Source organism: Leifsonia sp. A12D58 (assembly GCF_047530025.1).
Taxonomy (GTDB): Bacteria; Actinomycetota; Actinomycetes; order Actinomycetales; family Microbacteriaceae; genus Cryobacterium.
On sequence record NZ_JBLJAT010000001.1, the window covers coordinates 722,956 to 748,835 of the forward strand.

25 protein-coding genes and 1 tRNA gene are annotated in these 25,880 nt (G+C 61.7%); 16 read left to right on the forward strand and 10 right to left on the reverse strand.

The genetic code is table 11. The annotated features are described in order from the left end of the window. The first annotated feature begins 26 nt into the window (after positions 1-26). The 6 genes from ACMT3I_RS03510 (at position 27) to ACMT3I_RS03535 (ending at position 6,233) form a co-directional block, all read left to right on the forward strand. Entirely contained in the window at positions 27-1,142 is a 1,116-nt protein-coding gene (locus ACMT3I_RS03510; RefSeq protein WP_414803046.1) for a branched-chain amino acid aminotransferase, read from the forward strand. Between the two features lie 82 nt (positions 1,143-1,224). Further along, positions 1,225-1,992 carry a fumarylacetoacetate hydrolase family protein gene (locus ACMT3I_RS03515; protein ID WP_414803047.1) on the forward strand — a complete coding sequence of 256 codons (768 nt, stop codon included), beginning with the start codon at positions 1,225-1,227 and terminating at the stop codon, positions 1,990-1,992. A 220-nt stretch (positions 1,993-2,212) separates the two neighbouring features. Beyond that, positions 2,213-3,733 carry a glutamate--tRNA ligase gene (gene gltX / locus ACMT3I_RS03520; RefSeq protein WP_414803048.1) on the forward strand — a complete coding sequence of 507 codons (1,521 nt, stop codon included), beginning with the start codon at positions 2,213-2,215 and terminating at the stop codon, positions 3,731-3,733. After that, entirely contained in the window at positions 3,730-4,680 is a 951-nt protein-coding gene (locus ACMT3I_RS03525) for an NAD(P)/FAD-dependent oxidoreductase (RefSeq protein ID WP_414803049.1), read from the forward strand. Before gltX ends, ACMT3I_RS03525 begins: the two co-directional genes overlap by 4 nt. Before the next feature lie 203 nt (positions 4,681-4,883). Continuing rightward, positions 4,884-4,955: transfer RNA gene (locus ACMT3I_RS03530), tRNA-Gln, on the forward strand. Between the two features lie 363 nt (positions 4,956-5,318). Then, a complete protein-coding gene (locus ACMT3I_RS03535) occupies positions 5,319-6,233 on the forward strand; it encodes an NAD(P)H-binding protein (protein WP_414803050.1) in 915 nt (304 codons plus the stop codon). A gap of 51 nt (positions 6,234-6,284) precedes the next feature. On the opposite strand, the gene ACMT3I_RS03540 is transcribed toward ACMT3I_RS03535, so the two are convergent. From ACMT3I_RS03540 to ACMT3I_RS03555, 4 genes are read right to left on the reverse strand one after another with little or no spacing between them, the layout of a single operon-like run. After that, on the reverse strand, positions 6,285-7,499 hold the full coding sequence (locus tag ACMT3I_RS03540; RefSeq protein WP_414803051.1) for an ABC transporter permease: 1,215 nt from the start codon (positions 7,497-7,499) through the stop codon (positions 6,285-6,287). Continuing rightward, entirely contained in the window at positions 7,496-8,206 is a 711-nt protein-coding gene (locus ACMT3I_RS03545; RefSeq protein WP_414803052.1) for an ABC transporter ATP-binding protein, read from the reverse strand. The genes ACMT3I_RS03540 and ACMT3I_RS03545 overlap by 4 nt, the downstream gene beginning before the upstream one ends. After that, on the reverse strand, positions 8,203-9,339 hold the full coding sequence (locus tag ACMT3I_RS03550; RefSeq protein ID WP_414803053.1) for a peptidoglycan-binding protein: 1,137 nt from the start codon (positions 9,337-9,339) through the stop codon (positions 8,203-8,205). Before ACMT3I_RS03550 ends, ACMT3I_RS03545 begins: the two co-directional genes overlap by 4 nt. After that, the gene (locus tag ACMT3I_RS03555) at positions 9,336-9,839 is read right to left on the reverse strand and encodes a hypothetical protein (RefSeq protein WP_414803054.1); all 504 of its coding nucleotides are present in this window, start codon (positions 9,837-9,839) and stop codon (positions 9,336-9,338) included. Before ACMT3I_RS03555 ends, ACMT3I_RS03550 begins: the two co-directional genes overlap by 4 nt. A 177-nt stretch (positions 9,840-10,016) precedes the next feature. Between ACMT3I_RS03555 and ACMT3I_RS03560 the strand changes: the two genes are divergently transcribed. The 3 genes from ACMT3I_RS03560 (at position 10,017) to ACMT3I_RS03570 (ending at position 12,633) form a co-directional block, all read left to right on the forward strand. Next, on the forward strand, positions 10,017-10,682 hold the full coding sequence (locus tag ACMT3I_RS03560) for a response regulator transcription factor (RefSeq protein ID WP_414803055.1): 666 nt from the start codon (positions 10,017-10,019) through the stop codon (positions 10,680-10,682). After that, a complete protein-coding gene (locus tag ACMT3I_RS03565) occupies positions 10,660-11,907 on the forward strand; it encodes a sensor histidine kinase (RefSeq protein ID WP_414803056.1) in 1,248 nt (415 codons plus the stop codon). The genes ACMT3I_RS03560 and ACMT3I_RS03565 overlap by 23 nt, the downstream gene beginning before the upstream one ends. Before the next feature lie 240 nt (positions 11,908-12,147). Then, positions 12,148-12,633 carry an aromatic ring-opening dioxygenase LigA gene (locus tag ACMT3I_RS03570; protein ID WP_414803057.1) on the forward strand — a complete coding sequence of 162 codons (486 nt, stop codon included), beginning with the start codon at positions 12,148-12,150 and terminating at the stop codon, positions 12,631-12,633. Between the two features lie 50 nt (positions 12,634-12,683). Here the strand turns inward: ACMT3I_RS03570 and ACMT3I_RS03575 are convergent, their stop codons facing one another. Together ACMT3I_RS03575 and ACMT3I_RS03580 are read right to left on the reverse strand one after the other, a co-directional pair. Continuing rightward, positions 12,684-13,538 (reverse strand): aldo/keto reductase, encoded by an 855-nt coding sequence (locus tag ACMT3I_RS03575; protein WP_414803058.1) that lies wholly within the window; start codon positions 13,536-13,538, stop codon positions 12,684-12,686. A gap of 134 nt (positions 13,539-13,672) precedes the next feature. Further along, positions 13,673-14,494 carry an alpha/beta fold hydrolase gene (locus tag ACMT3I_RS03580; protein WP_414803059.1) on the reverse strand — a complete coding sequence of 274 codons (822 nt, stop codon included), beginning with the start codon at positions 14,492-14,494 and terminating at the stop codon, positions 13,673-13,675. A 201-nt stretch (positions 14,495-14,695) separates the two neighbouring features. Between ACMT3I_RS03580 and ACMT3I_RS03585 the strand changes: the two genes are divergently transcribed. Further along, complete coding sequence (locus ACMT3I_RS03585) at positions 14,696-15,583, forward strand: helix-turn-helix transcriptional regulator (protein ID WP_414803060.1); 888 nt, start codon at positions 14,696-14,698, stop codon at positions 15,581-15,583. Between the two features lie 28 nt (positions 15,584-15,611). On the opposite strand, the gene ACMT3I_RS03590 is transcribed toward ACMT3I_RS03585, so the two are convergent. After that, a complete protein-coding gene (locus ACMT3I_RS03590; RefSeq protein WP_414803061.1) occupies positions 15,612-16,724 on the reverse strand; it encodes a LacI family DNA-binding transcriptional regulator in 1,113 nt (370 codons plus the stop codon). Positions 16,725-16,915: 191 nt separating this feature from the next. Here ACMT3I_RS03590 and ACMT3I_RS03595 point away from each other — a divergent pair, with 191 nt between their 5' ends. The 4 genes from ACMT3I_RS03595 (at position 16,916) to ACMT3I_RS03610 (ending at position 21,153) form a co-directional block, all read left to right on the forward strand. Further along, on the forward strand, positions 16,916-18,292 hold the full coding sequence (locus tag ACMT3I_RS03595) for an ABC transporter substrate-binding protein (RefSeq protein WP_414803062.1): 1,377 nt from the start codon (positions 16,916-16,918) through the stop codon (positions 18,290-18,292). Between the two features lie 136 nt (positions 18,293-18,428). After that, positions 18,429-19,268, forward strand: coding sequence for a carbohydrate ABC transporter permease (locus ACMT3I_RS03600; RefSeq protein WP_414803063.1), 840 nt, complete (start codon positions 18,429-18,431; stop codon positions 19,266-19,268). Continuing rightward, the gene (locus ACMT3I_RS03605; RefSeq protein WP_414803064.1) at positions 19,265-20,122 is read left to right on the forward strand and encodes a carbohydrate ABC transporter permease; all 858 of its coding nucleotides are present in this window, start codon (positions 19,265-19,267) and stop codon (positions 20,120-20,122) included. Before ACMT3I_RS03600 ends, ACMT3I_RS03605 begins: the two co-directional genes overlap by 4 nt. A gap of 23 nt (positions 20,123-20,145) precedes the next feature. Further along, the gene (locus ACMT3I_RS03610) at positions 20,146-21,153 is read left to right on the forward strand and encodes a DUF2804 domain-containing protein (RefSeq protein ID WP_414803065.1); all 1,008 of its coding nucleotides are present in this window, start codon (positions 20,146-20,148) and stop codon (positions 21,151-21,153) included. 28 nt (positions 21,154-21,181) lie between these two features. Here the strand turns inward: ACMT3I_RS03610 and ACMT3I_RS03615 are convergent, their stop codons facing one another. The 3 genes from ACMT3I_RS03615 to ACMT3I_RS03625 are packed head-to-tail and all read right to left on the reverse strand — an operon-like array spanning position 21,182 to position 23,594. Continuing rightward, positions 21,182-22,120 carry an ABC transporter substrate-binding protein gene (locus ACMT3I_RS03615; protein ID WP_414803066.1) on the reverse strand — a complete coding sequence of 313 codons (939 nt, stop codon included), beginning with the start codon at positions 22,118-22,120 and terminating at the stop codon, positions 21,182-21,184. Beyond that, complete coding sequence (locus tag ACMT3I_RS03620; protein WP_414803067.1) at positions 22,120-22,914, reverse strand: ABC transporter permease; 795 nt, start codon at positions 22,912-22,914, stop codon at positions 22,120-22,122. The genes ACMT3I_RS03615 and ACMT3I_RS03620 overlap by 1 nt, the downstream gene beginning before the upstream one ends. Further along, positions 22,911-23,594 (reverse strand): ABC transporter permease, encoded by a 684-nt coding sequence (locus tag ACMT3I_RS03625; protein WP_414803068.1) that lies wholly within the window; start codon positions 23,592-23,594, stop codon positions 22,911-22,913. The genes ACMT3I_RS03620 and ACMT3I_RS03625 overlap by 4 nt, the downstream gene beginning before the upstream one ends. Before the next feature lie 261 nt (positions 23,595-23,855). Between ACMT3I_RS03625 and ACMT3I_RS03630 the strand changes: the two genes are divergently transcribed. Both ACMT3I_RS03630 and ACMT3I_RS03635 read left to right on the forward strand, forming a co-directional pair. Next, the gene (locus tag ACMT3I_RS03630; RefSeq protein ID WP_414803069.1) at positions 23,856-24,917 is read left to right on the forward strand and encodes a LacI family DNA-binding transcriptional regulator; all 1,062 of its coding nucleotides are present in this window, start codon (positions 23,856-23,858) and stop codon (positions 24,915-24,917) included. Continuing rightward, positions 24,914-25,873 carry a carbohydrate ABC transporter permease gene (locus tag ACMT3I_RS03635; protein WP_414803070.1) on the forward strand — a complete coding sequence of 320 codons (960 nt, stop codon included), beginning with the start codon at positions 24,914-24,916 and terminating at the stop codon, positions 25,871-25,873. The genes ACMT3I_RS03630 and ACMT3I_RS03635 overlap by 4 nt, the downstream gene beginning before the upstream one ends. Positions 25,874-25,880: the final 7 nt, after the last annotated feature.

Genomic DNA, 25,880 nt, shown 5'->3' on the forward strand with positions numbered 1-25,880 from the left:
TTTTCGCCTGACAGATTGGGACTCACATGAGCCAGACAGATTCCACCACGTACCCACTCCACTTCGCCCTTACTCCATCGCCCGATGTGCGCGCCGAGGCCGAGCGCGAAGCGATCCTCGCTGATCCTGGCTTTGGTAAGCACTTCACCGACCACATGGTGACGATCGACTGGACGATCGACGGCGGATGGCATGACGCCCGTGTCGGCGCGTACGGCCCGCTTCAGCTCGATCCGGCATCCGCTGTGCTGCACTACGCGCAGGAGATCTTCGAGGGGCTGAAGGCGTATCGCCACGAGGACGGATCGATCTGGACGTTCCGTCCCGCGAAGAACGCCGAGCGTCTGCAGCGCTCTGCCCGTCGTCTCGCTCTTCCGGAGCTCTCGGTCGAGGATTTCATCGAGTCGGTTAAACAGCTGGTGCAGATCGACAGCAGTTGGGTGCCGAGCACTCCTGAATCGAGCCTCTACCTGCGCCCATTCATGATCGCCAACGAGAACTTCCTCGGTGTGCGAGCGGCTCAGGCTGCCGCGTTCTACGTGATCGCCAGCCCGGCTGGCGCGTACTTCGCCGACGGCGTTGCGCCGGTCAAGATCTGGCTGACCACCGAGTACTCCCGCGCAGGCCGTGGTGGTACCGGTGCGGCCAAGTGCGGTGGCAACTACGCCTCGTCGCTGCTGCCCCAGATGGAGGCATACGAAAACGGCTGCGCCCAGGTGCTGTTCCTCGATGCAGAAACCGGCAGCCACGTTGACGAGCTCGGTGGCATGAACGTGTTCTTCGTGTTCGGCGAAGCCAACACGCTTGTGACGCCGCGCCTGACGGGCAGCATCCTTGAGGGTGTTACCCGCGACAGCATCCTGCAGCTGGCTCGTGACCGCGGTATGACGGTTGAAGAGCGCGACGTGAGCATCGACGAGTGGCGCGACGAGGTGGCATCCGGTGCGATCACCGAGGTGTTCGCCTGCGGCACAGCCGCTGTGATCACGCCCATCGCCCAGCTGAAGAACGCCAACCTCGAAATCGGGGATGCCGACGCACCCGCCGGTGAGATCACGCTGGCACTGCGCCAGGAGCTGACCGACATCCAGTACGGCCGCCTGCCCGACCGTCACGGCTGGCTGACCAGGCTTGACGCCTAGGCTCACGCCGCTAACCGCACTGCTATAAGCGCACTGCAATACCCGCATAACCAGCACTACCCGCACACGAAAGAAGATCCCCATGAAGATCGCACGCTTCAGCCACGACGACGTCATTGCATTTGGCATCATCGACGACGATGCCCTCGTGGTGCTCAAGGGCGATCCGATGTTCGCCGGCTTCGAGCCGACGGGAGCGCGGGTTCCGCTGGAGGATGCGAAGCTGCTCGCGCCGGTGATTCCCCGCTCGAAGGTCGTCGCTGTCGGTAAGAACTACCGTGACCACGCCGCCGAGATGGGCGGGGATGCACCGGCTGAGCCGTTGCTGTTCCTGAAGCCGAACACCGCAGTTGTCGGGCCCGACGACAATATCGTGTTGCCGCCGCAGAGCTCGCAGGTCGAGCACGAGGGTGAACTGGCAGTTGTGATCGGCAAGATCGCGAAGTCGGTCAGCGTTGAGAGTGCGCTTGACTTCGTGCTCGGCTACACCGTCGCCAACGACGTCACGGCGCGTGACCTGCAGAAGTCCGACGGCCAGTGGGCCAGGGCCAAGGGTTTCGATACGTTCTGCCCGCTCGGCCCCGTTCTCGAAACGGATGTCGACTTCGCGACAGCAACGATCGAGACCAGGGTCAACGGCGAGGTGCGCCAGTCGGGCAAGCTGAGTGACATGGTGCACTCGGTTGCCGACATCGTCGCGTACGCCTCGAGTGTCTGGACGCTGCTTCCTGGTGATGTCATCCTCACCGGAACTCCGGCAGGCGTCGGCCCGATTGTTGACGGCGATGTCGTCGAGGTTGAGGTGTCCGGAATCGGAACGCTGCTGAACCCGGTCGTCCGCCGGGCGTAGTGCTCGAGGTCTGGGCGTTCGTTCCGTTCGTTGTCTTCGTCGTCTACGTATGCACTGGCCTGCTTCGGCGCGCGATCGGTCTAGGAGTCGCCCATTTCAGTAATGGCGGTCATAGTTCAACGGTATTCCCGAATGCGGAATCCACGAGGCGTTGAGACCGAGAAGAGACGGCACGAGCATCAGCCCGCTCACCGGCGGCACTCAACTAGAATTGATCCCGATGTCTGAGAACACTGCACACCCATTCTCCACCGCAACCGGCACTGATGTGCGCGTGCGGTTCTGCCCGTCGCCGACCGGAACGCCGCACGTCGGCCTCATTCGTACCGCCCTGTTCAATTGGGCGTACGCGAGGCACACCGGTGGCAAGATGATCTTCCGCATCGAAGACACGGATGCCGCGCGCGACAGTGAGGAAAGCTTCGGCCAGATCCTCGAAGCGTTGCGCTGGCTGAAGCTCGACTGGGACGAAGGCGTTGACGCCGGCGGACCCCACGGGCCGTACCGCCAGTCCGAGCGCTACGACATCTACCGCGATGTCATCGCGAAGCTGGTCGAGTCCGGCCACATTTACGAAAGTTTTGCCACCGGCGAAGAGATCGAGGCACGCAACGTCGCGCTCGGCCGCGACCCGAAGATGGGCTACGACAACTTCGAGCGCGACCTCACCGAAGAGCAGAAGACTGCATACCGTGCAGAGGGCCGCTCGCCGGCACTGCGCTTGCGCGTGCCGGACGAAGACCTTTCATTTGACGACCTGGTTCGTGGCGAGATCACCTTCCCCGCCGGCTCGTTCAGCGACTTCGTTGTGGTGCGCCCCAACGGACATCCGCTGTACCCGTTCGTCAACCCCGTCGACGACGCGCTGATGGGCATCACGCACGTACTGCGTGGCGAAGACCTGCTGTCGTCCACCCCGCGTCAGATTGCGCTGTACCACGCGCTCATCGACATCGGACTGACTGATTTCGTGCCGCGCTTCGGCCACCTGCCCTACGTCATGGGCGACGGCAACAAGAAGCTTTCCAAGCGCGACCCTGAGTCGAACCTGTTCCACCACCGTGACCGCGGGTTCATCCCAGAGGGCCTCGTCAACTACTTGGCGCTGCTCGGCTGGTCGCTCACGCACGATCGCGATGTCTTCTCCATCGACGAGATGGTTGCAGCGTTCGACGTCGTCAACGTGAACCCGAACCCGGCCCGATTCGACCTGAAGAAGGCCGAGTCGATCAACGGTGACCACATCCGTTTGCTCGACACAGCCGACTTCGCGGAGCGCACGATTCCGTATCTCGCGGCTGCCGGCATCCTGAGCGAGCCGATCACCGATGAACAGCGCACCATCCTAGGCAAGGCAGCCCCGCTCGTGCAGGAGCGCATCGCGCTGCTGGGCGAAGCTCCGGCCATGCTCGGCTTCCTGTTCACGACAAGTGATGCGCTGGTTCACGAAGCGGATGCCCTCAAGTCGCTTCCGGCGAATGCTGCAGAGATCCTGGCCGCGTCGACCGCGGCGCTTGAGAACATTCCGGAATCGGAATGGACCCACGAGCGTGTGCACACGGCGTTGACCGAAACGCTGATCGAGAGCCTCGGGCTGAAGCCCCGCGTGGCATTCGGTCCGCTGCGCGTAGCGATCTCGGGCCGCCGGGTGTCGCCGCCGCTGTTCGAATCCATGGAGATCCTCGGAAAGCCTGAGTCGCTCGCTCGTCTGGCGAAGCTCGGGGCGACGCTGCCGGCATGACCGAGCAGTACGACGTCGTCATCATCGGTGCGGGCCCTGCGGGGCTCGCCGCCGGACTAAGTCTTGTGCGCGCTAGGCGTCGCACGCTCCTCATCGACAGCAATCGTCCACGCAATGCAGCGACACTGGCTTCACACGGCTTTGTGTCGCGCGACGGTGTGCCGCCGCTTGAGCTGCGTCGTATTGGCCGCGAAGAGTTCGAAGGCTACGCCGAAGCATCGTTCCACAGCGGGATGGTGCGTTCGGTGACGCCGATCGAGGGTGCAGCTGACCTGCCGCTTGATGACCCGTCGCCCCGTTTCGCAGTCGTGACGAAGGGCCTGCGCGGAGCAGCAAATCCGGATGTCACTGCTCGAGTCGTGCTTGTCGCCACCGGCCTGTCGGAGACGCTGCCTGCCCTGCCGAGCATTCGTGCCTGGTACGGCACCAACCTGCACAGCTGCGTCGAGTGCGACGGCTATGAGAAGACCGGCCAGGCGCTTGCGCTCATTGGCGAAACGGATGACCTCGCCGAGCGTGCGCTGCTGATCTCACAGTGGACCGACGACCTGATCGTCTTCACCAATGGTGTCGGCACGGTCACCGACGATCAGGAGAGCGGCCTGCTGGCTCGTGGCATCCGTGTAGAGCGTCGCCCGCTTCGCGATGTGGCGGGGGAGCGCGGTGCAATGACCGGCATTGAGCTCGAAGATGGCGACGTGATTCCGCGTGACGGAGGCTTCGTGCGGCCGATCTGGAACCCTCAGGTCGCCTTCATTGCGGCTCCCGGTCTTGAACGGGATGCTGACGGCCTGGTTGTTGTAGATGACGATGGCAGAACTGCAGTGACCGGCCTGTATGCGGCCGGCGATCTGACCCCGCCAGGGCCCGAGCAGTTAATGGTCGCTGCCGGGTTCGGTGCCCACGTGGCGTCGATGATCAACCGAGACTTGATCGGCACTTTGTAGTCGTCTCCCAGGCATTCTGTTGGTGTGGTCTAACTGCGCCCGACACGCCCGAATTGCATGGCTCTACGGGCATGAGTCCGGCTGAATTCATAGCCTCATCTGCTGGTCTGTATGCGGTTCAAATCATAAATATGGCTCAATTTGTCTCGGGCTGCAGAGGTAGGTTAGAGTTACTAACCGGCGCGCTCGTAAGGGAACGCCATTGGGGTATGGTGTAATTGGCAACACGGCTGATTCTGGTTCAGTTGTTCTTGGTTCGAGTCCAGGTACCCCAGCAATACAACCCTTGATTTTCTTCGGAAATTCAGGGGTTTTTTTGTTTCTGCGCCTCAGCAGTTTGGCCCGGAATGGACCGCATGCGGTGGCTAAAGAGTTGTCACCCGGGTTTTGCCGGCGACGACAGTCACCACTCTGTCTGCCGCCTAACGTCTGCTGCGGCCGAGTACGGGCTTCTTTGCTGCGCTACTGTGTCATGTCGTCGGGGCTGCACGGATGCTGACGCGCTGGAACGGTTTGCGTACGAAATCGAGAAGTCCGGCGCAACCACAACCGTTTCGCCTGCGGGGCCCGCTGCCGATGAACCCATCCGGTAGGGTGCGATTAGGCCCTGTCCGTATCCTAACGAGGAGGAGGTTGCCGTGACGATTGCCGTCACCACTCCAACCGGTCACGTCGGATCGCACGTCGTGCGGATGCTTTGTCAAGCTGGCGTGCGGCCCCGCTTACTAGTGCGCAATCCAGAACGCCTCGACCCCGACTTGCGTGATCTTGTCGATGTAGCAGTCGGCGACCAACGCGACGCGGAATACGTGGCTGACTCAATGAGCGGTGTCGATGCCGTCTTCTGGGTCCATCCCGACGACTGGTCTCTGCGGGATCCTGACGCCGATGCCGAACAAACTGGTCAAGGACTTGCCGCGGCAATCCGAAAGCACCGGGTACCGCGCGTTGTATTCCAGAGTAGCGTCGGTGCCGAACTGCGCCAGGGTGCGGGCTTTATAGATGGGCTGGCCCGCGTTGAGCAACAGCTCGATGCAGCGCAGGAGGAAACCGGTAGTGGGCTGCTGCACCTGCGCTGCGGCTACTTCATGACCAATCTACTCATGGACCTTGACTCCTTATGCTCCGGAAGACTCACAACCGTCGGCCAGCTGGATCGACCGATGTCCTGGGTCGACCCACAAGACGTAGCCACCGTAGCCACAGTGCGCCTACTATCCGACAACTGGACGGGCCGGCAAGTTCAGGCCATACACGGTCCTGTCGATCTGAGCTGGACCGAGGCCGCCTCGATCCTGACGACCGTGACAGGCATATCGATCGACGCCCATCAGGTCAACTACGACGAACAACGTGCAGCCCTGCAAGCGGCCGGTTTGAGCCCAGTGGCCGTCGAGGGAATCCTCGGCATGTCCGTGACCCAAAACGACGGGTTCATACCGGAACAGCCACGGTCACAGCTAACGACCACTCCAAGCAGCCTGGCCAGCTGGGCCATCACCCACCTGCGTCCAGCACTGAAACTCCGCCGCTACGCGCCTTTGCACAGATAGCTGTTGAGGCTGCACTGTTCCTGCCGGGGGAACCCACCGGGCCAAGCAGGCTCAGGTGTTCAGCGCTGCGGTGGGCGAGGTTCGTGCTGCCCGCACGGCGGGCACCACTCCCGCGATTGCGCCGACCGCGATCGTCACGGCAATTCCGGCGACGAGCACGTCGGGAGGGATGGCCACGACCCACCCGTTGATTTTCGCTGCAACGGCGGTGATGATCCAGCCCAGCGCGGTGCCGGCGAGCCCACCATAGGTTGAGAGCAGCATGGCCTCGAAGAGGAATTGCACCCGGATGTGCCGTCGTGTGGCCCCGAGCGAACGGCGCAGGCCGATCTCATGCCGTCTTTCGAGCACCGAGATGACCATGGTGTTGGCCACTCCGATACCTCCGACGAGCAGCGCGATCGAACCGACTCCGACGAGCAGCCCGGTGAATGCCTGGTCGACAGTGTTCTGCGCGGCCAAGGCGTCCGAGGGACGGCTGACCTTCACCGCGCTCGGCGAGACCGGGTTGACGGTCGGCGGCAGCAGGTTTCTGACCTCCAAGACACGTGCCTCCTCGGACCGCTCGTAGATGGTGGTGGGGTTGCCGGCGTAGTCGAAGAGTTGCCTGGCGATCGATTCACCGATCAACGCGGTCGAGTCGAGCTCAGGAACAAGGGGAGAAGAGTCAAGGATGCCCACTACGGTGAACTGGTGGTTGCCGAGCCAGACCAGCCCGCCGGCGGTTTGAACGCCGAGCCGCTCTGCCGCCGTGCGTCCGAGCACGACGGTGGGGAATTGCGCGGTCGCCTCGTTCAACCAGGTGCCTGTCAAGATGGTCGATCCTGTCGCCTCCAAGAGGTCGAGATCCGCCGCGGCGACGGTCAGACCGCCCGTGCGCGAGGGCTCGATCTGTGCGTTGCGAAAGACAGAGACCTTGTCGAGGGCGCCAATCGAGCTGGCATGCTGCACACCGGGAATTCGACGGATGAGCGCGGTCGCCTCGGGAGAGAGCGGGGCGTTCTGGCCGAGCAGGTCGGTTCCGCCGTTCACGGTGAGCAGATTGGTGCCGAGGTGGGCCAGTTTCTCCGTGATGAGCGCCTGACTGGAAGTCGAGATGCCGATCACCGAGATCATCGCGGCAATGCCGATGGCGATGCCAAGCGACGAGAGGATCGCTCGCATCGGGCGGGCGCGCAGACCGTGAAAGCCGAGCGAAAAGAGGTCGCCCGCACGCAGCCGTGAGCGGAGGGCTGGGGGCATGCTGGTGCGCGTGCGGCGGCTCATGCTGATACCACTGCTGCAACTCTTGATGCGGCTCGCACATCGGCGATGATCTCGCCGTCACGGATGCGCACTTGGCGTGGCATCCGATCGGCCAGCTCCCGGTCATGGGTGATCACGACGACCGTGGTGCCCGCTCGATTCAGATCGTCGAGGATATGCATGACCTCGACACCCGATTTCGTGTCAAGGCTACCGGTGGGCTCATCGGCGAGAAGTAACCGTGGTTCGCCGACGACGGCTCGCGCGATCGCGACACGTTGGCGTTCACCGCCGGAGAGCTGGCGCGGGTGGTGAGTCAGGCGGTCGGCCAGGCCGACCCGTTCGAGAGCGCTTGCGGCGCGGCTGCGGCGCTCGTGTGGCGGCATCCCGGTGTAGAGCAGACCGGTCGCCACGTTATCGAGAGCTGTGACCCCGTCCGAGAGGTGGAACTGCTGAAAAATGAAGCCGATCGTGTAGGCGCGCAGTGCAGACAATTCGGCGTCGGTCATCCGAGTCACGTCGTTGCCGGCGATCTTCGTCTCGCCGGAGCTGGCCCGGTCAAGTGAACCGATGATGTTGAGCATTGTCGACTTTCCCGACCCGCTTGGTCCGACGATTGCGAGCATCTCGCCCTCTTCGATGATGAGATCGATGCCGTTCAGTGCCATGGTGGGCGGCGAGCCGTATGAGCGGGTCACGCCCTGGAGCTCGACAATGACGGCACTCATTTCGCGACCACGACGGTGTCGCCCTCTGCGAGCTTGCCGCCGGTGACCGCGACGAAACCGTCGGCAAAGGCGCCCAGCTCGACCGGAACCACCTTCGTGGTCTTACCCGAGTTCGAGGGTTCCTTCAGCGTGACCTCCACGGCGAATCCACCTCCGGGTTGAGCCAGGAGAGCGGCAACTGGCAGGAGAAGTGCGTCCTTTTGCTTGGTCTGCGTGAGCACAATGCTGACCGACACATTGTCGAGGGACTCGGCGGCTGCCGGGTCGTCGAGCACGAGGGTCACCGGAATCTTCATGCTTTTGCCGTTGGTGCCGTCCTTTTCGACGGGGGCGCCGATTGCGACCACGGTGCCGGTGGTCTCTGCGCCTCCGGGCAGAGCGACTTTGACCTTCGTTCCAAGGGGAGCGAGCGACTGTTGTGAGGTTTCGATATAGCTCTCCACCTCTTTGTCCGCGCCCGTGACCGAGATAACAGCGGCCCCTGCTGCATCGCCGATTGTGGCTTTTGGCGCTTGGATGCGCACGTCGGCGGGGGAGAACATGATTCGTCCGATTTCGATGGTGCCTGTCTTCTCGAGACCCAGCGACTTCTGCCACTTTTCGATGGCGGTGGCCGTGCTCTCGGCAAGCTCTTCGTCGGGCTCCCGAGTGAAGAAGCCGAGAGTCGCCAAGTTCTTCTCGAGTTGCAGCACGTCGGCGCCATCCGTCATTCCGATACTGAACGCACGCCAGGCCGGTAGATCGCCGTGCATCAGGATGACAGGGACGTTGTCGACACGAAAGAGCTCATGGCCGGTCGTGACGATGGTGCCGGCGGGCGGGAAGCCGGTGACAATGCCGGACAACGGGGTGCCGAGGTCGCAGGGAGCCGAGTAGCCCAGCGTGCCCGGCGCGCGCACCAATTCAGTGAGGTCACCGCGACTGATCTTCAGGGTCTCGACGTTCACGGGCTTCGGGTCAGAGCTGGCCTTATTCGGAGGCTGAACGAGAACGATGGCCGCGGCGACCGCTGAGACCACGACCAGACCGACGGCGCTGAGCAACAGCGCGCGCTTGGTGCGGCGCGGCTTGGCGTCGTTGCCCAGCCCGACGCTGCCGAGAGCGGTGTCGGCGGTGTCAGTGGGGGCGCTCATTTGGAGGTTTCTTTCTCTGCTGTGGCTGAGCACGTGTCGACGACATTCGGGTCGACGTCGGAACCGAACGCCGCGCTCATGCCGCCGGAACCCTTCACCGGGTCGGGGTAGTCGTAGCCGGCTTCACGCATGCATTTCGCGAAGGCGAGCTGCGTGTCGAACATTTCGTCCTCGGTCGGCTGGTTGGGGTCGACCGGAGGTTCACCGACCTTGGTTGTGCAGGCGGCGGAGGCCCTATTCAGGGCATCCATATCGAACTGTGAGGTGTCGACAGGCGTACTGGGGTCTCCCAGATCGAACCCGGCCTCCTTCATGCAGTCGTCCATCTTCTGGCGCCAGTCGACGATCGAGGTTTCGTAGTCGTCGGTCTTCAGTTCTCCGGCTGTGTCGGCGCTGGGCGAGCAGGCGGTGAGGCCGAGCAAGAGGAGTACGCCGGCCGCTGCCGCGACGGAGCTGACAACGGTTCGACGGATGTTGCGGGTAGGGAGAGTTGAGCGCATTGCTTTGTCCTTCGTTTGGGTCTGGTTGGCTGACCGGGCAGAGACAACTTCATCAGGGAGACGGTTTCGAGAAGGTAAAGCCGTCCACTTACCTTTTTCTAACCTGCGGTCTGCTTGACTTCAGGTCTGCCTTCCTGTGAAACGAAGCCAGGTGGTCTGCCCCCAAAGGAGAAATGCGTGAGAGTGCTGATCGTCGAAGACGAGGAGTTTCTGGCCGACGCCATTCGCACGCGACTCGCGATGGATGCGATCGCTGCCGATGTTGTTGGCGACGGCGACTCGGCCTTGGAAGCAGTGGAGATCAACGAGTACGACGTCATACTGCTCGACCGGGACATCCCCGGTACTCACGGCGACGAGGTTTGCCGAGTGCTCGCCGCTCATTCCGAAAGCCCCGCGATACTCATGTTGACCGCCGCCGGGCAGCTGGAAGACCGCGTGGGCGGCCTCGAACTCGGCGCCGACGACTATCTGGCCAAGCCATTCGAATTCCCTGAGCTCATCGCCCGCCTACGCGCGCTCAACCGTCGGCGCTTCACTTCGCATCCGCCAGTGTTCGAACGACGCGGTGTGCGACTCGACCCGTTTCGGCGGGAGGTCGTCTGCAACGGGCGATTCGTCACGCTCACGCGCAAGGAGTTTGCGGTGCTCGAGCTGCTGCTGCAAGCAGGCGGCGGGGTCGTCAGCGCCGAGACAATCCTCGAAAAGGCCTGGGATGAGAATGCCAATCCGTTCACGCAGACCGTCAAGGTGACCATCAGTACCCTGCGCCGAAAGCTCGGCGATCCCAGTATCATCACGACAGTTGCGGGAGTCGGCTATGCCATCACCGACGAGCACTGAACCAGCCACGATGCAGCCTGATTTTCGACGCTACCGAGCGACGGTGCGTACGCGGCTTGCGCTGACCTATTCCGCGCTCCTCACCGGTGCAGGCATCGTCATGCTCGGCATCGTCTATCTGGTGATGCGATTTGTTCCCACCTACGACCTCGTTGCATCCTCGTCGTCGGTTCCTGCTTCGACACTCGCGCCGGGCACCCCACCGTCGGATCTCGAGTCGACTCCCGACGTGATCACCACGCCTGCCCCTGCTGCTCTCACGACGCCCGCCTCTGAACTGACCATCACCTCGACCGACCAGATGCTCAATCTTCTGCTCGTCATCTCGGGCGTGGTGCTCATCGTGCTCGCCGTGGTGGGTATCGCTGTCGGTTGGGCAGTTGCCGGGCGGATGCTGAAGCCCCTGCAATATATCAACAGCGCCGCACACCAAGCCGCGCGCGGTGACCTGAGCCACCGCATCCGTTTGGTTGGACCGCGTGACGAGATCTCGGAGTTAGCAGCCAACTTTGACGAGATGCTCGCGCAGCTGGAGCGATCGTTCGCGGCGTCGAGGCGGTTCGCCGTGAACGCCTCCCATGAACTGCTCACGCCATTGGCGACCAGCCGAGCCATGCTCGATGTCGCGATCGCGCAGGAGGACTCCCCAGAAGAAAGGGTCGTCTTCGACCGGCTCCGCCAGATGAACGAGCGCAGCATCGAGACGGTCGAGGCTCTACTTGACCTGGCCAAGATCGACTCGTCGAGCGCAGTACCCGAGACGATCGACCTGTCTGACATCGCTGCCGAGGTCGCCGACAGCTGTGCGCGGGAGGCTGCAGAGCGCTCCGTTGCGATCAGGCTCAATCTCAAGCCGGCGCTCATCGAGGCCGAACCGGTTCTGCTGCGGCAGTTGCTCACGAACCTCTTTCAGAACGCCATTCGCCACAATCAAGGCGACGCCAGGTTTGTCGAAGTGATCACACGCCCCCCGGCGGATAACGGTGGTGCCATTCTCGAGATCGCCAACAGTGGGACGGTGCTCGATGCGCACGCGGTCGCCGCCCTGACCGAGCCGTTCAGCCGTGCCGCTGGGCGTGCATCCACTGCATCGACTCGAGGTCATGGGCTCGGGCTGTCGATCGTCGCAGCGATCGTCGAACGTCTGCGCGGCACGCTGATGATTGAAGCTCGGCCAACCGGCGGTCTGCGGGTCGTCGTCGGGTTTGCGCCGACGCACAGCTAGGCCCTCTCGGTCCAGAAGGATTCGGCTGCGGGCATTTCTGTTGCGCGTCTGGTTCCCTGTTGGCTGTGGGTGCTGCGCACCTCGGTAGCTGGCCCTTGCGAGGTCATGGATTCACGGACTCATGCATCGCGCAGCCTCCCACGGTCCACGACTTGGTGTGGGCGGCTGAAAGTCCCGTCTTCTATCTCACGGCCATGCCAGACTGTGGTTCTCATTCGAATCACAACGAAAGGCATCATCGTGACAACTGCAACCGTTGCGGCAACGGCCCTGAGCGCGACCAAGACCAAGGCGGTCAGGCTCATTGGCTGGGCCGGAATCCTCGGTGCAATCGTGATGATCATCGGTGGTGGCGTCGTCTGGGGCGTCGTGAGTTCGCAGCTCGCTGCCGAGAACATCACGGTGTCGGAGGATGCCGAGTTCCTTGCAGGCGCTCCTGTTGTCGGCCCGTTCTCCGCGTACGCGCAGGCGACCATCATCAACCACCACGCGCTCGAAATGGCCGACAACAAGACCTACGCCGAGCTCGAGCAGGACGATCCGCTGCGCGCGACAGTCATGAACGCATCGTTCCTGCGCACCTCACTCTTCACCTCAGTGGTGTCGTTCGGTGTATCGGCCTTCGCCATCGGCATGGGTGTGCTGTCCGGGCTGTTCGGCTGGGCCATCCTGACCCTCGCTCCGGCCTGGCCCAAGAAGACCGTCGCCACAGGCGTTACCGCGTAACCCCTTCGCACCACAGAAACGACCCGGCAGCACTGGCTGCCGGGTCGTTTCTACTTGCCGCTGTAGACGGGGAACGCGCTGTATTTGCCGTAGTCCTTCTGTTCCATGTTCCGCAAGACGTTCATGTCCTCGTCGGAGATAACGAAGTCGAGTTGGGCATTACTGCGCATGTGTTCCGGGTTGGCCGTCTTCGGCAGCGACACGGTGCCCAGCTGCAGGGTGTAGCGGATGCACAGCTGTGGGACCGTCGCGTTGTACTTCTGAGCGATCACGGTGACATCTGGGTTGTTCAGGATGGCGCCGTGCGCGATGGGGGAGTATGCCTCCACAAGGATGCTCTTGCTCTCGCAGTAAGAGATCAGCTCGGTCGGAGTGTTTCCGACGTGGACGAGGAGCTGGTTCACGTGGGGCGCGATGGTGCAGCTGGAGAGGATGTTCTCCAGGTCGTGCTGCTCGAAGTTCGACACCCCGATGGAGCGGAGCTTGCCGGCCTTGTAAGCATCCTCTAGTGCACGCCAGGCGTCCCGGTTGCCCTCGGCGTAGTCGCCACCACGGAAGTCGGCCCAGGGCTGCGGACTGTGGATCAGCATCAGGTCGACGTAATCCAGTGCCATCGTGGCCAGCGAAGCATCGATCGCAGCGACGGCCTGATCGTAATTTTTGATCTCCGCAGCGAGCTTGGTCGACACGAACAGCTCGTCACGGGCGACGCCGCAGGTGCGGACGCCTTCTCCGACACCGCGCTCGTTTCCGTAGGCCTGAGCTGTATCGATGTTGCGATAGCCGATCCGAACGGCATCCGTGACAGCCTGGGCGGCCTTGTCGTCGTCGATGAACCAGGTGCCGAGGCCCAGCCGGGGGATGGTCACATCGTTGGACAGCGTGTACGTCTCAGTGAGGATCATGCGTTGTCTCTCCTTGCTTTGCACGGGTTGTGAGTCCACGCTACGCCGACACCGGCTGCGGTGGGGCAACCTCGCAACGACGAAGCCCGGGCCGTCATAGTCGATGACGGCCCGGGCTGGAGTGCACTACTTCTTTACTGCTTGATGAAGGCGAGGATGTCCTGGTCAAGTTCGGCCTGGTATGCGCCATAGATGCCGTGTGGGGCGCCGGCGTAGATCTTGAGGGTTCCATCCTTGACGAGTTCGGCGGACTTCACAGCGGCATCCTGAATCGGAACGATCTGGTCGTCGTCGCCGTGGGCGAGGAAGATCGGTACATCGAGGGCTTTGAGGTCCTCGGTGAAGTCGGTCTCAGAGAATGCCTTGACGCAGTCGTAGGCGGCGGCGAGGTTGACGAGCATTCCCTGGCGCCAGAATTCGCGCTTTGCGCCCTCTGAGACTGTGCTGCCTTCGCGGTTTGCCCCGAAGAACGCTTCTGTGAGGTCGATGTAGAACTGCGATGAGTCCGCCAGTACACCAGCACGGATGCCGTCAAACACCTCAATGGGCAGGCCGTCGGGGTTGGAGGCTGACTTGACCATCACGGGTGGGACAGCGCCGGCGGTGATGACCTTCGCGACGCGTCCGACGCCGTGCTGCGCGGCGTAGCGCACGACTTCGCCGCCTCCGGTGGAGTGGCCGATGACGACCAGGTTTGTGAGGTCAAGGTGCTCAACCAGTTCGGCGAGGTCACGGGCATAGGTGTCCATGTCGTTGCCGTTGTAGGTCTTGGCCGAGCGACCATGGCCGCGGCGGTCGTGGGCAATTGCGCGGTAGCCGTTGTCGGCGAGGAGCTTCACCTCGACCTGCCAGGCGTCTGACGACAGCGGCCAGCCATGGCTGAGTACGACGGGCTGCCCTTCGCCCTGATCGGTGTAGTAGAGCTCGGTTCCGTCCGAAGTGGTGAAGTACGGCATGGTTTCTCCTTGATGTTGGTGGAGCGACTGGTTCAGCGCCCACGAGCTCGACGCTCGTCCGCGGTCGCTGCTTACATGGTGCCGCCAGTTGTGGCGTGCTGAACCAGGGATTCGCAAATTGTGAAGAACTCATTCGGCTGTAGTCAAGTACGAGCGTTCTCGATGGACACGGTGCCGACGCCTATGCGAAAGTTGGTTCCGATGTATCTCCCTCAAGCAACACGCGACCAGACCGGCTTCTCGTCTGCTGTTGCCACGGTGGTGAAAAGCAAAGCACTCGGCCCAGTGCACCTGATTCACACCAAGGCTCCCACCGCGGGCAATGATCCTTTTGCCGGTTACACGGATCCGGGCGATGCACTCGTGTGGGCGTTCATCACGGATGGCGCCATCGTGTGCAAGCGCGCATGCAACGACATTGAGAACCACGCCGGCAACATGAACATGAACCATATGCCCAGGCTGAGTGGCTTCCAGATGACGCCGGACTTTCGCGCACTGTCGATACGGATGGACCGCCAGGCCATCGGCCTCAGCTCGTCAGATATTGACTCCATTGCTCGCACAGTTTTCCCCCTGTCCGAGGGGCTGCCCCTCATGATCGGTTCCCTTGCATCGCAGGCCATGAAGATGAGCGCCGACCTCGGTCCAGCGTCTGGCGCAGCGCTCGCTCATTCGATCCTCGAACTCACGACGGCGTTCGTCGACGATTTCCTCGGGCGTCATTCTGCCCCAGACACCATCCGCAGCAACCTGGTGACCGAAGCGCGACAGCACGTTGAGCTGTATTCCAGAAGTCCCACCCTCACCGCGGCATCCGTCGCAGCTGCATTGCAAGTGTCGGGCAGAACGCTGCAGAAGGCATTTGAACAGGAAGAGACGACGCTGAGTCGCGCCATCCTCGAGAGCAGATTGACACACGCACGGGCGCTGATGGAGCGCGACCGCGCGATCGAGCTTCCCCTGGGCGTCATCGCAGTCAGATCCGGCTTCGTATCTGCCTCGACGTTCAGTCGAGCCTTTCGGAGCCGTTACGGACTCACCCCTCGAGACTGGCGAATTCGCTTCCGTTTGTCGATCGCAGACTGACGCAGCAGCAGCAGTGAGTCACGTCGATCTAGGCTGCCGGCGGATGAACCAGGGCTTCACTTCCGACGGATGACTCGCGAACAACGAGGTGATGGCCGGCGACATATCCAGCCGCGGGCGCATCCGGGTTGTCGATACGTCGCTGGATCGCTTCGACGGCGTGCCGGGCAATTGCCTGCATGTCCGGTGCCACGGTAGTGAGAGTGGGGGAGGAGAAGCCGCCTTCTGGCGTGTTGTCCCACCCCACCACGGCGACATCCTCTGGAACGCGAATTCCACTGAGATGGAACCGCCGGAGCACCCCGACGGCGAGCAGATCGTTTGCGCAGACAATCGCGTCGATGTCGTCGATCATCGAAAGCATGTGCTCGGCGCGAGCGAATCCTTCCTCACGCGAGTAGTCGCTCTCAGCACCGACCGCGAATTCAAGGGACGGGATATCTTCTGGTGAACCCAGGATGCGTCGTGATTCTTCGCGTAGACCGGCGGCCTGCAGCGCTTGACGGTAACCCTCAAGCCTCAGGTCGGCTGTGCCGAGAGACCCTTGCGACAGGTACCCGAGAAAGGCGATTTTCTTGTAGCCGAGATCGATCAAGTGCTGCGTCGCTTCGCGCGTCGAGCCAACGTTATCGACGGAGACGTGGTCGATTTTCGAATTGAGCGTGTGCTCGCCCAGGAGCACGAGTGGGGTCGTGTCACGCATGGCAACTATCGCGTCAACCCCGAGCGTGAGCGGACTGAAGATAATCCCGTCTGAGAGCACATTGCGATAGCCGCGCGCGACTTTCTCTTCCAGCTCGGGAAGGCCTCGCGTCTCGTTCACCAAGACGGTGAACCCGCGCTGCTCAGCGGCCTCGACAACGGCGTGCGCGAGGCTTGCAAAGTACGGGTGTGCGATGTACGGCACGGCAAGCGTCACCAGGTTGCTGCGTCCGCTGCGTAACTGGCGCGCGGCAAGCTGAGGGCGATATCCAAGCTCGGCGATCGCGGCCTCTACCTTCGCCTTCGTTTCGGCTTTGAGGTACTGGTGTCCGTGGATGACGTTTGACACCGTTCGCCATGACACGCCAGCGAGAGCCGCCACATCCTTGATGCTGGGCCGCTTGGTTTTGCCCGCTGCCTCGCCGTCGCCCTCGATCATTGCCCCAGTCTATAGACGAGATGACGCGAATGTTCCCACGTTGCAATTTTTCATCTCGTCTGGTTTAGTACCTAACTAGCAGTTTTTGTTTCCACGTTGCAACATTGGCTCCCCGCTGTTGCGTACCTGCAGCGCTCACGCCTGCCCGTGGCGACTGCCGACAATGACCAACGCTCAGAGAAGAGGATGCAATGACGCACACGTCCATGAGGGCAAGCCGGCGATTCCGTCGACCAATCGGTGCACTCGCCATAACAGCCATAGCCGCGACCGCGCTTGTCGCTTGTAGCAGCAGCGGTGGCGGCACAACCGGTGTTGACGGCGGCGGGATCGGTACGGCCGAAAACCCCGTTGAAATTCGGGTTCTTGCGAACGAAGCGTTTGCGAAGGCGTGGCAGGACAAGCTCGTCCCAGAGTTCAACAAGGACTTTCCGTACATCAAGGTCGATATCGATGGGGTTCCTTACTCGAACCTTCTGGCAAAAGGCGTCCTTGACCTGACCGGCGCATCGCCGGAGCACGACATCCTCATCACCGACGATCCGTGGACGCCGCAACTGGCGTCAACCGGTGGCCTCCTGGACCTCGAGACCGAAGCAGCAGACTGGACAGACGCGGACTACGACTGGGACGACTTCTACGACGCAGCACTGGCTGCCAGCGAGTGGGACGACAAACAGTACGGCGTTCCGCTGCGGTCGAACCTTCTCCTGATGTTCTATAACAAGTCCCTCTACCAGGCCGCCGGCGTGGCCGAACCGACCCCCGAGCTCACCTGGGACACCTTTATGGAGCAGGCGCCCCAGTTGGTGCAAGACACGGATGGAGACGGCGAGACTGACTCCTGGGCCGGCGCGATGACCTGGGCCAGGGATCCGCTCTCTCCCACGATCTGGCAGAGCGTCCTCGACTCAAACGGCGGCGAACTCTTCGATGACGAGATGAACCCCACGTTCGACAATAAAGCGGGTGTGGCTGCGCTGCGGACGCAGATTGACCTGCTCGACTACGCCCCTGCCGGCGCGACAAATTACAACTACAACGAGCCGCTTGACGCCTTCCGCCAAGGAAAGGTCGCGAGCATCTTCACGTGGGGGAGTGCGTACAAGAGCGCGGCAGTCGATCAAGATGTGACAACACTCACCCCTGACCAGGTAGGTATCCAGACCATGCCGGCCGGCAGCGAATCAGCTGCCACGCACCGTGGCATCTGGAGCGGGTCCGTCGTCAAGAAGAGCGAGAACCCAGAGGCCGCATGGGCGCTGCTGCAGTGGATGAGCTCCAAGAAGGGTGAAACCTGGGCCGTCAACAACCTGGGATCCTTCCCCGCTCGAGAATCAACGCTGTCTACGGCACCGGAGCAGGAGTGGATGGTCCCGGTGTTCGCCGCAATTCAAGAGGGATTTGTGGCCGCAGAGGCTGGCGATATGTGGCGCCCGCGGTCGCCGCAGTCGAACGCGATCCAGGAGATTCTCGCCGATCAAACCAGTGCTGCGGTAAACGGCCAAGTCAGTGCGGACGCCGCGCTGAAGAAGGCCAGCGAGCAGATCAAGAAGTTGCTGAAGTAGCGCCATGGGGTCACAGATCGTTCACATCAAGAGTCCCCAACAGTGGCGGGAGGAACGCGATAGGCGTCGAGCTCTGAATCGGCCCTTCTCTGTCGGTCGCGCACGAGCGGCGGACCTCGGAAGCCGGTGGGCGTTCGTGACCCCTGCGACGCTGCTTCTTGCCGCGGTTCTCGCGTACCCGTTGTTCTATACCATCCAGATCAGTTTCTCTGAACTCGACCTGGCGACCTTCGCACCGTCGGAGTGGGTAGGTATAGACAATTACACGAGCGTGCTCGAGAACGAGAACTTCGGTAACTCGCTCGTGATCACGGGCATCTATCTGGTGCTTGCGCTGCCCCTTCAGATGGTGTTGGGCTTCGGCATCGCGTTTTTGATGAACGCGGCGTGGAGAGGGCGCGGTGTCGTTCGCGCCCTCTTCCTCATCCCGATGGTTGTGGCGCCGGTGGTGTCAGGCGGAATCTGGAAGATGATGCTCGACCCGCTGTGGGGCGTGGTGAGCTGGTTCCTCGGTCTGTTCGGCATCCCACCGTTGGATTGGTTCGGAGACCCGGCGCTGGCGATGATCAGCATCGTGGGCATCGACACGTGGCGGTCAACGCCGTTCGTCGCGCTCATCGCCTCTGCGGCACTGCTCGGGCTGCCAAAAGACATCTTCGAGGCAGCGCGAGTTGACGGTGCCAACTGGTGGCAGACGCTGCGTTCGGTCACACTTCCGCTGCTGGCCCCGATCATCGCTGCGACGTTCGTTGTGCGCTGGCTCGGTGCCGTCAAGATGTTCGACATCGTTCTCACCACAACGAACGGCGGGCCGGGCCAGGCCACCAACGTGGTCAATCTGTACATCTATCAACAGGCATTCCAATCACTGAAGTTCAGCGAGGCTTCAGCAATGGCGGTCATCGTGCTCATTCTGACGATGGCTCTCACCTTTGTGTTCCTGTCTGCAAGCAAGAAAATGGAGGATCGCTTTTGAGTGCATCAATAGCCGCCCCGCAGCGTCGCCGACGCAAGATCGGTCGATCAGTTCACATCTGGTCTGGGGTTATCATCTGTGCGCTGTTCCTCTTCCCGGTCTTCTGGATGGTGCTGACCTCACTCAAGAAGCAACGCGACATCTTCACCACGCCACCGACCTTCTTCTTCGACGTCACGTTTCAGCAGTACTTTGCACCGCTCGCCAACGCAGACATTCCACAGCGGATGCTCAACACCGTCATCATCGCCGGTGGCGCGAGCATCATCTCGCTATTGGTTGGGTCAATGGCGGGATACGCACTCGCACGGTTGAAGATCCGCGGTGCTGCCACTATCGGTGTGCTGATCCTCGCCTCGCGGGGCGTCCCGTCGATCGCTCTGGCCGTCCCGCTGTTCATCGTCGCCCGAAACCTCGGTGTGCTCGATCAGCACCTCACGCTCATCCTCGCCTACTGCACCTTCATGATTCCGTACGTGATGTGGCTGATGCGCGGCTTCTTCCTCTCGCTGCCGCGAGAACTTGAAGAGGCGGCCATGATCGACGGATGCTCGAGGCTCGGTACGTTCTTCAGGATTATTGTTCCGATCTCGGTACCCGGGCTCATATCCACGTTCATCTTCAGCCTCATTCTCGGCTGGGAGGAGTTGCTCTTTGCGCTCGTCTTGACGGGGAAGAATGCGTCGACGATTCCGGTGGCTGTGTTGGGAATGGCGGCGGATACCGATAACGGAGCGAACTGGGGTGCGCTAGCGGCTGCGGGAACACTCACTGTAATTCCAATGGTGCTCTTCGCCTTGCTGGTGCAGAAGTGGTTGATCAGGGGCCTCGCTGAAGGCGCCACGAAGGGTTGATGTACGACGTGGTTTCACCTGCAATGAATCCGAATCCGTCTCGCCGAGAACGCGAAATCACCGAGCCGGTAGACCTGTGCCTGCCAGATGGCTCGCTGAACCCCGCCGCTGTCGGCTGGACGCGCCGACCTCTCCATCGCACCAATCTGCGAGGCTGGGGGCGCAACAAGCGGTTTGAATATTGGGCGATCACGACGCCGGACCATATTCTGGCGCTCAACATTTCGCAACATGACTATCGAGCGAACGTCTCTGTGACGGTGATGGATCGGGTGAGATTCAGCGAGATACGTCAGGGCGGCAACCGCTGGCTGCCGCGCAGGGGTGGGCTCCAGGATCCGAACGGTGCGGCTACCGCGCGCGGACGACGCGGGAGCACGGTGGTCGAGCTGACCGCTAACAGTCGGGGAACTGCCCTGCGCGCGACATCCGACCGAATCCAGGTGGATGTGCAGGTGCTCGAACCGAGCGATCACCAGTCGATGGGCGTCGTGGTGCCATGGAGTCGCCGCAAGTTCCAGTACACGCGCAAGAACAACTGCCTCAGAGTAGAGGGTTCTCTCGTGATCGACGGCGTGGAATATGCCCTCAAGCCGGAGTCAACCAGCGCCACTCACGATCACGGGCGCGGCCGATGGCCCTACCGCACGTTCTGGAACTGGGGTTCTGGTAGCGGTACGAGCCTCGGCCACGACATCGGTCTGCAGTTCGGCGGAAAGTGGACCGATGGCACGGGGTCGACCGAGAACTGGCTGCGCCTCGACGGCGAGCTGCACAAGATCAGCGACGAGCTGCAGTGGACATACGATCCCTCGCACTGGCTCGAACCCTGGCGCATCAATGGCCAGAGCGTGAACGTGACATTCACGCCGATCCACCACTTCAGGGCACTGTTCAATCGATGGATCGTCATGGCCAGGGCAGATACCTGCTACGGACATTTCTCGGGTGACATCACATTGCCGAGCGGGGATGTGGTCTTGTTCGACAACATCTACGGGCATGTCGAGGACGTCGCGAGGCGCTGGTGACAGGCCCTGGTGCACGACGCGTGATGTCTTAGTTCTTCAGCAGCCCCTCCTTCGTCAGCCAGTCCTGCGCAGCTGTTTCGGGCTGAGTCTTCGAGCTGCCCTCGACCTGATCGCGCAGAGCAATCAGCTGCTCGGTCGTGAGCTTGGCAGAGATGGCGTTGAGCACGTCGGCAAGCTGGGTGCTGTAGATGCTCTTATTGAGGAACGGGATGACGTTCTGCGACGCAATGAGATGCTTCGGGTCGTCAAGCACCTTCAAGTTCTCTGTGACCAGATCGGGAGATGTCGTATAGATGTCTGCAACCTGCACTGCATTGTCGACGAGAGCCTTCACCGTCGCCGGTCCGCCGTAGTCCTCGATCGACGTGAACGTGACCTGGCTGACCCCGTAGGTATCCTTCAGCCCCGGAATGCCATAGGGAAGTTCCCCGAACTGCGGGTTGGCCCCCAGAGTGAACGGTTCGAGCTTCGACAGGTCTCCGATTGAGGTGAGGCCATATTTGTCTGCAGTGGCCTGCGTGACAACGTATGCGTCCTTATCCTCGGCTGCCGACGGGTTGAGGATCTGGAAATCGCTGGGGATCGCAGTCTTCAGGGCGTTGTCGACGTCGTCCGTCGTGCGGGCTGTGGCTGTCGTGTCGTAGTAGAAGAGTAGGTTGCCGTTGTATTCGGGCATCAGGTTGATTGAGCCATCCGTGAGTGCAGGGATGGTTGTCTGGCGTGGCCCGAGGTTGAACTTGGTCGATACGTTGAATCCCGCATCGGTGAGAGCGAGGGCATAAATGTTTCCCAGAATCTCACTTTCCGGAAAATTGAACGATCCTACGACGATGTTCGCCCCTCCCGCACTGTTCGTCTCTGTCGCAGCCTTCGTGGGGTCGGATGTCGAACATCCGCCAAGCGTGACGAGGGCGCCGAGCGCTACAGCGCCCGCGAGAATACGAGTGCTTCTGCTGGCCTTGGACATCAGGGATTCCTTTCTTCGGCGGACGATACCGCGAACGCGCTCGGTCGGGAGGGCAGAGCGCGAGTCTGTGAGGTGGCATGAGTGGCACGGGTTGCCTGAGGCGGGCCGCTCCGTCTGGTGAGCCGTTGGATCAGGGCGAAGATGCCGTCGACCACGAGCGCGAGCGCTGTGACCAGAAGGGCACCCCCAAGGATCCGGTTGTTGTCATTGAGGCCGATCCCCGACGCGATGATTCTGCCGAGGCCGCCGAGCGAAATATACGACGCGATCACCGCAGTTGCGATCACCTGCAGCACGGCCGCGCGGATGCCGCCGATGATGAGCGGGAGCGACAGCGGGATCTCGACCCTGGACAGAATCTGTAGCTCGGTCATGCCCACTGCTCTCGCAGCATCCACCGTCTCCGGGTCGACAGACTCCACGCCTGCGTATGCCCCAGCGAGGATTGAAGGGATGGCGAGGACGATGAAAGCGATGATCGATGCGATGAAGGCAGTCGCGGTGAACGGCACTGTCATGCCGATGACAACAAACAATGCGCCGAGAAGACCCAGGGTGGGAACGGCACGCATCGCACCGCTGAATCCGATGACGAACTGACGACCCCTGCCCGTGTGGCCGATGTAGAAACCAAGTGGCAACGCGATGACTGCAGCGATGGCCACCGAAACGAACGTGTAAAAGAGATGCTCGACGATCCTGTCCTGAATGGGTAGCGGACTCTGAGATCCCGGCACGTAATTGGCGGGGTCAACGAGCCACGCAATGGCATTGAGGAAGAACTGCATCGTCATACACCTCGCTCAACAGTGACGAGCGCCAGCTCGCGTCTGGCCCGCTTCGTTCCGTGCGGCCACGGCATCAGCGCGCGCCCTGTTCCAACCAGGATGGCGTCGAAAACGAGAGCGATCAACAGGCTTGCCACGATGCCGACAGCGATCTCCTCGAGGAACTGCCGCTGCAGTCCGTCTGTAAATAAGTAACCAAGGTTTGCGGAGCCGACAAGCGCGCCCACCGACACGAGAGCGACAGTGCTGGCAGACACGACGCGGATGCCGGCCAGCAGAACAGGCCCGGCTAGCGGAAACTCTACGGTCCAGAACAGCGACCAGCGCGAGTGGCCGAGCCCTGTCGCCGCCGCGACGGTGTCAGTCGGAACTGCAGCGAACGCATCCGACGCTGACCGCACCATCACAGCGACCGCATAGATGGTCAGGGCGACAACGATGTTGACGGGGTCGGTGATGCGGGTGCCGAGCAGATAGGGCAGGATCACGAATAGAGGCAGCGATGGAATCGTGTAGAGCAGGCTCCCGCCGCCCACGATGATCGACCGCAACGTCGTGCGGCGACTGGCGAGCCAGCCGAGAGGCACTGCCGCGAGAAAACCGATAACAATCGGCGCAATGCTGAGCAGCACGTGGTTGATCGTGAGTTCACTGATGAGACCGAAGTTCGTAATGATCCAGTTCATACGGCCGATCCATTCGTCGTCGGAAGTGGCCCTCAACGAAGTATCTACCCAATCTGGGGTGACGGTCCCAATCGCATGTGGCATGACGCTTCCCCCTGCGCCGCCGTAAATGGCGTTGGTCGATGGCTGCGAGTTCGAGGGGGTGCCAAAGCGCAGGAACTTGCGCGGGACTCGCCTAACGGCATATAGTCGCTCTGTAAACGTTCTCGTAAACGTTTACAGAGCGACGTATCACCCCCTTCAATGTTGCATGGGAGTCAGATGGCAGAGACACGGAAGTCCACGCTTGTACTCGTGGCCGAGCGCGCGGGGGTGTCAATCGCATCAGTTTCTCGAGTGCTTAACGGGTTGCCAGCTTCAGATTCTCTTACGGATCGCGTGCGGCGGGCCGCTGACGAGCTGGGATATGTACCGGATGCGACGGCCCGATCGCTGAAGGTTGGCAAAACCGAGCAAATCGCACTGGCCGTCGCCGACGTCGGTAACCCCGTCTACGTGGCAATGATGAACGAAGTATCCCGGGTCGTTGCCGATGCCGGTTACCGACTCGTCGTGTCGTCAACGGGAAGTGACCCCGAGGACCAGATCGCCCTGCTGACTAGCCTGAATCGCGGCTTTGCCGACGGCCTCATTCTCAGCCCGCTCCGTGTCACGGAAGCGCTTATCAGCCACTTGAAGTCGAGCCGGTTACCGATTGTTGTCATTGGTTCGCTTCCCGACGGGGTCGAACTCGACAGTGTTCGCGCCGATTCTGTGGCTGGCATGGGTCTGGCGATCAAACATCTCTCGAAGCAAAATCGCCAGCGCATCGCATTTATCAATGGTCCGGTCGATACTGTGCCCGGCGCTGCTCGACTGAGCGGATACACCGTAGCCATGACGAAGCGCGGCGTCACTATGCACGGCGATCTCCAAGTCAACGCTGAAGACTTCACCTTCAAAGCAGGAATCGCCGCCACCGAAGCACTTCTTGACCAAGCATCTCCTGATGCAATCGTCTGCGCAAACGACCTGCTCGCAGTGGCGGCACTGAAGGTTTTGACTCGCCGTGGCTACTCGGTTCCGGACGACGTGGCACTTGTCGGAATGGACGACACTGATATTGCGGAGCTCACCACTCCATCAATTACGAGTGTGAACCTTGGGTCGGTTAAGCGCGCACGTACAGCGGCAAAGCTTCTGGTCAGACGCCTCAATGAACCAGATGCCCCTGTAAAACAGGTTGTCATCGAACCGAAGCTGACCATTCGAGAGTCCTCCGTGGCGAGCACCGCCACGATGCGTCTGGCCGAATCCGGTGCGTTAGGGGGCGATCCCGTATGACAACGACACTGACCTCACGAACGCGGCCAGTGGATTCCCGTCCACTCAACCTCAAACAGAAACGCAAGCGCGCAAGCGGTGCACCGGGCCAAGGCGGGCGTGAAGCCTGGCTGCTCGTGCTGCCGGCGATGATCCCGGTCGTCTTGTTCAGCGTCTACCCGCTCGTGCAGGGCATCCTGCTTGGGTTCACCGATGCCAAGGCCGGCCTCGGAGTCGTCACCTCGTTCAACGGCGTCGATAACTACGTGCGTTTAGCCAGCAACGAACTGTTCTGGAACTCGTTCCGGATTGGTCTGATTTGGGCATTCAGCGTCACCATCTTGCAGTTCCTCGCATCGCTCGGGCTCGCGCTGCTCCTCAACCTCGACCTCAAGCTGCGCTGGCTGGCTCGCACCCTGGCGCTGGTCCCGTGGGCGATGCCTCCGGTGGTCATCGCGATCATGTGGCGGCTGATGCTCAACCCGAACTCGGGTCCTATCAACCAGTCGCTGCGTGCACTTGGCCTTCCGGGGGACGTCAACTGGCTCGGTGACTTCTCGACAGCACTTCCGGCCGTGATTATTGTCGGTGTCTGGGCCGGGATGCCGCAGACTACGATCACGCTGCTGGCCGGGTTGCAAAACGTGCCGACGGAACTGCATGAAGCTGCATCCATCGACGGCGCAGGCGTTCTACAGCGCTTCTGGCATGTCACACTTCCTGCTCTGCGGCCCATCATCGTGGCGATCACCACCCTCGACTTGATTTGGAACTTCAACTCGTTCGCGCTCGTCTTCGTGCTGACTGCCGGAGGACCCGGAGGACAGACCATGCTTCCGATGCTCTTCGCCTATAACGAAGCATTCCGCTATGGAAACTTTGGCTATGCCGCGGCTATGGGCAACGTCATGGTCATCGTGATCGCAGTCTTCTTGTTCGTGTATCTCCGCAGCCAGGCAAGGAGTCGACTGTCATGACCCAGGC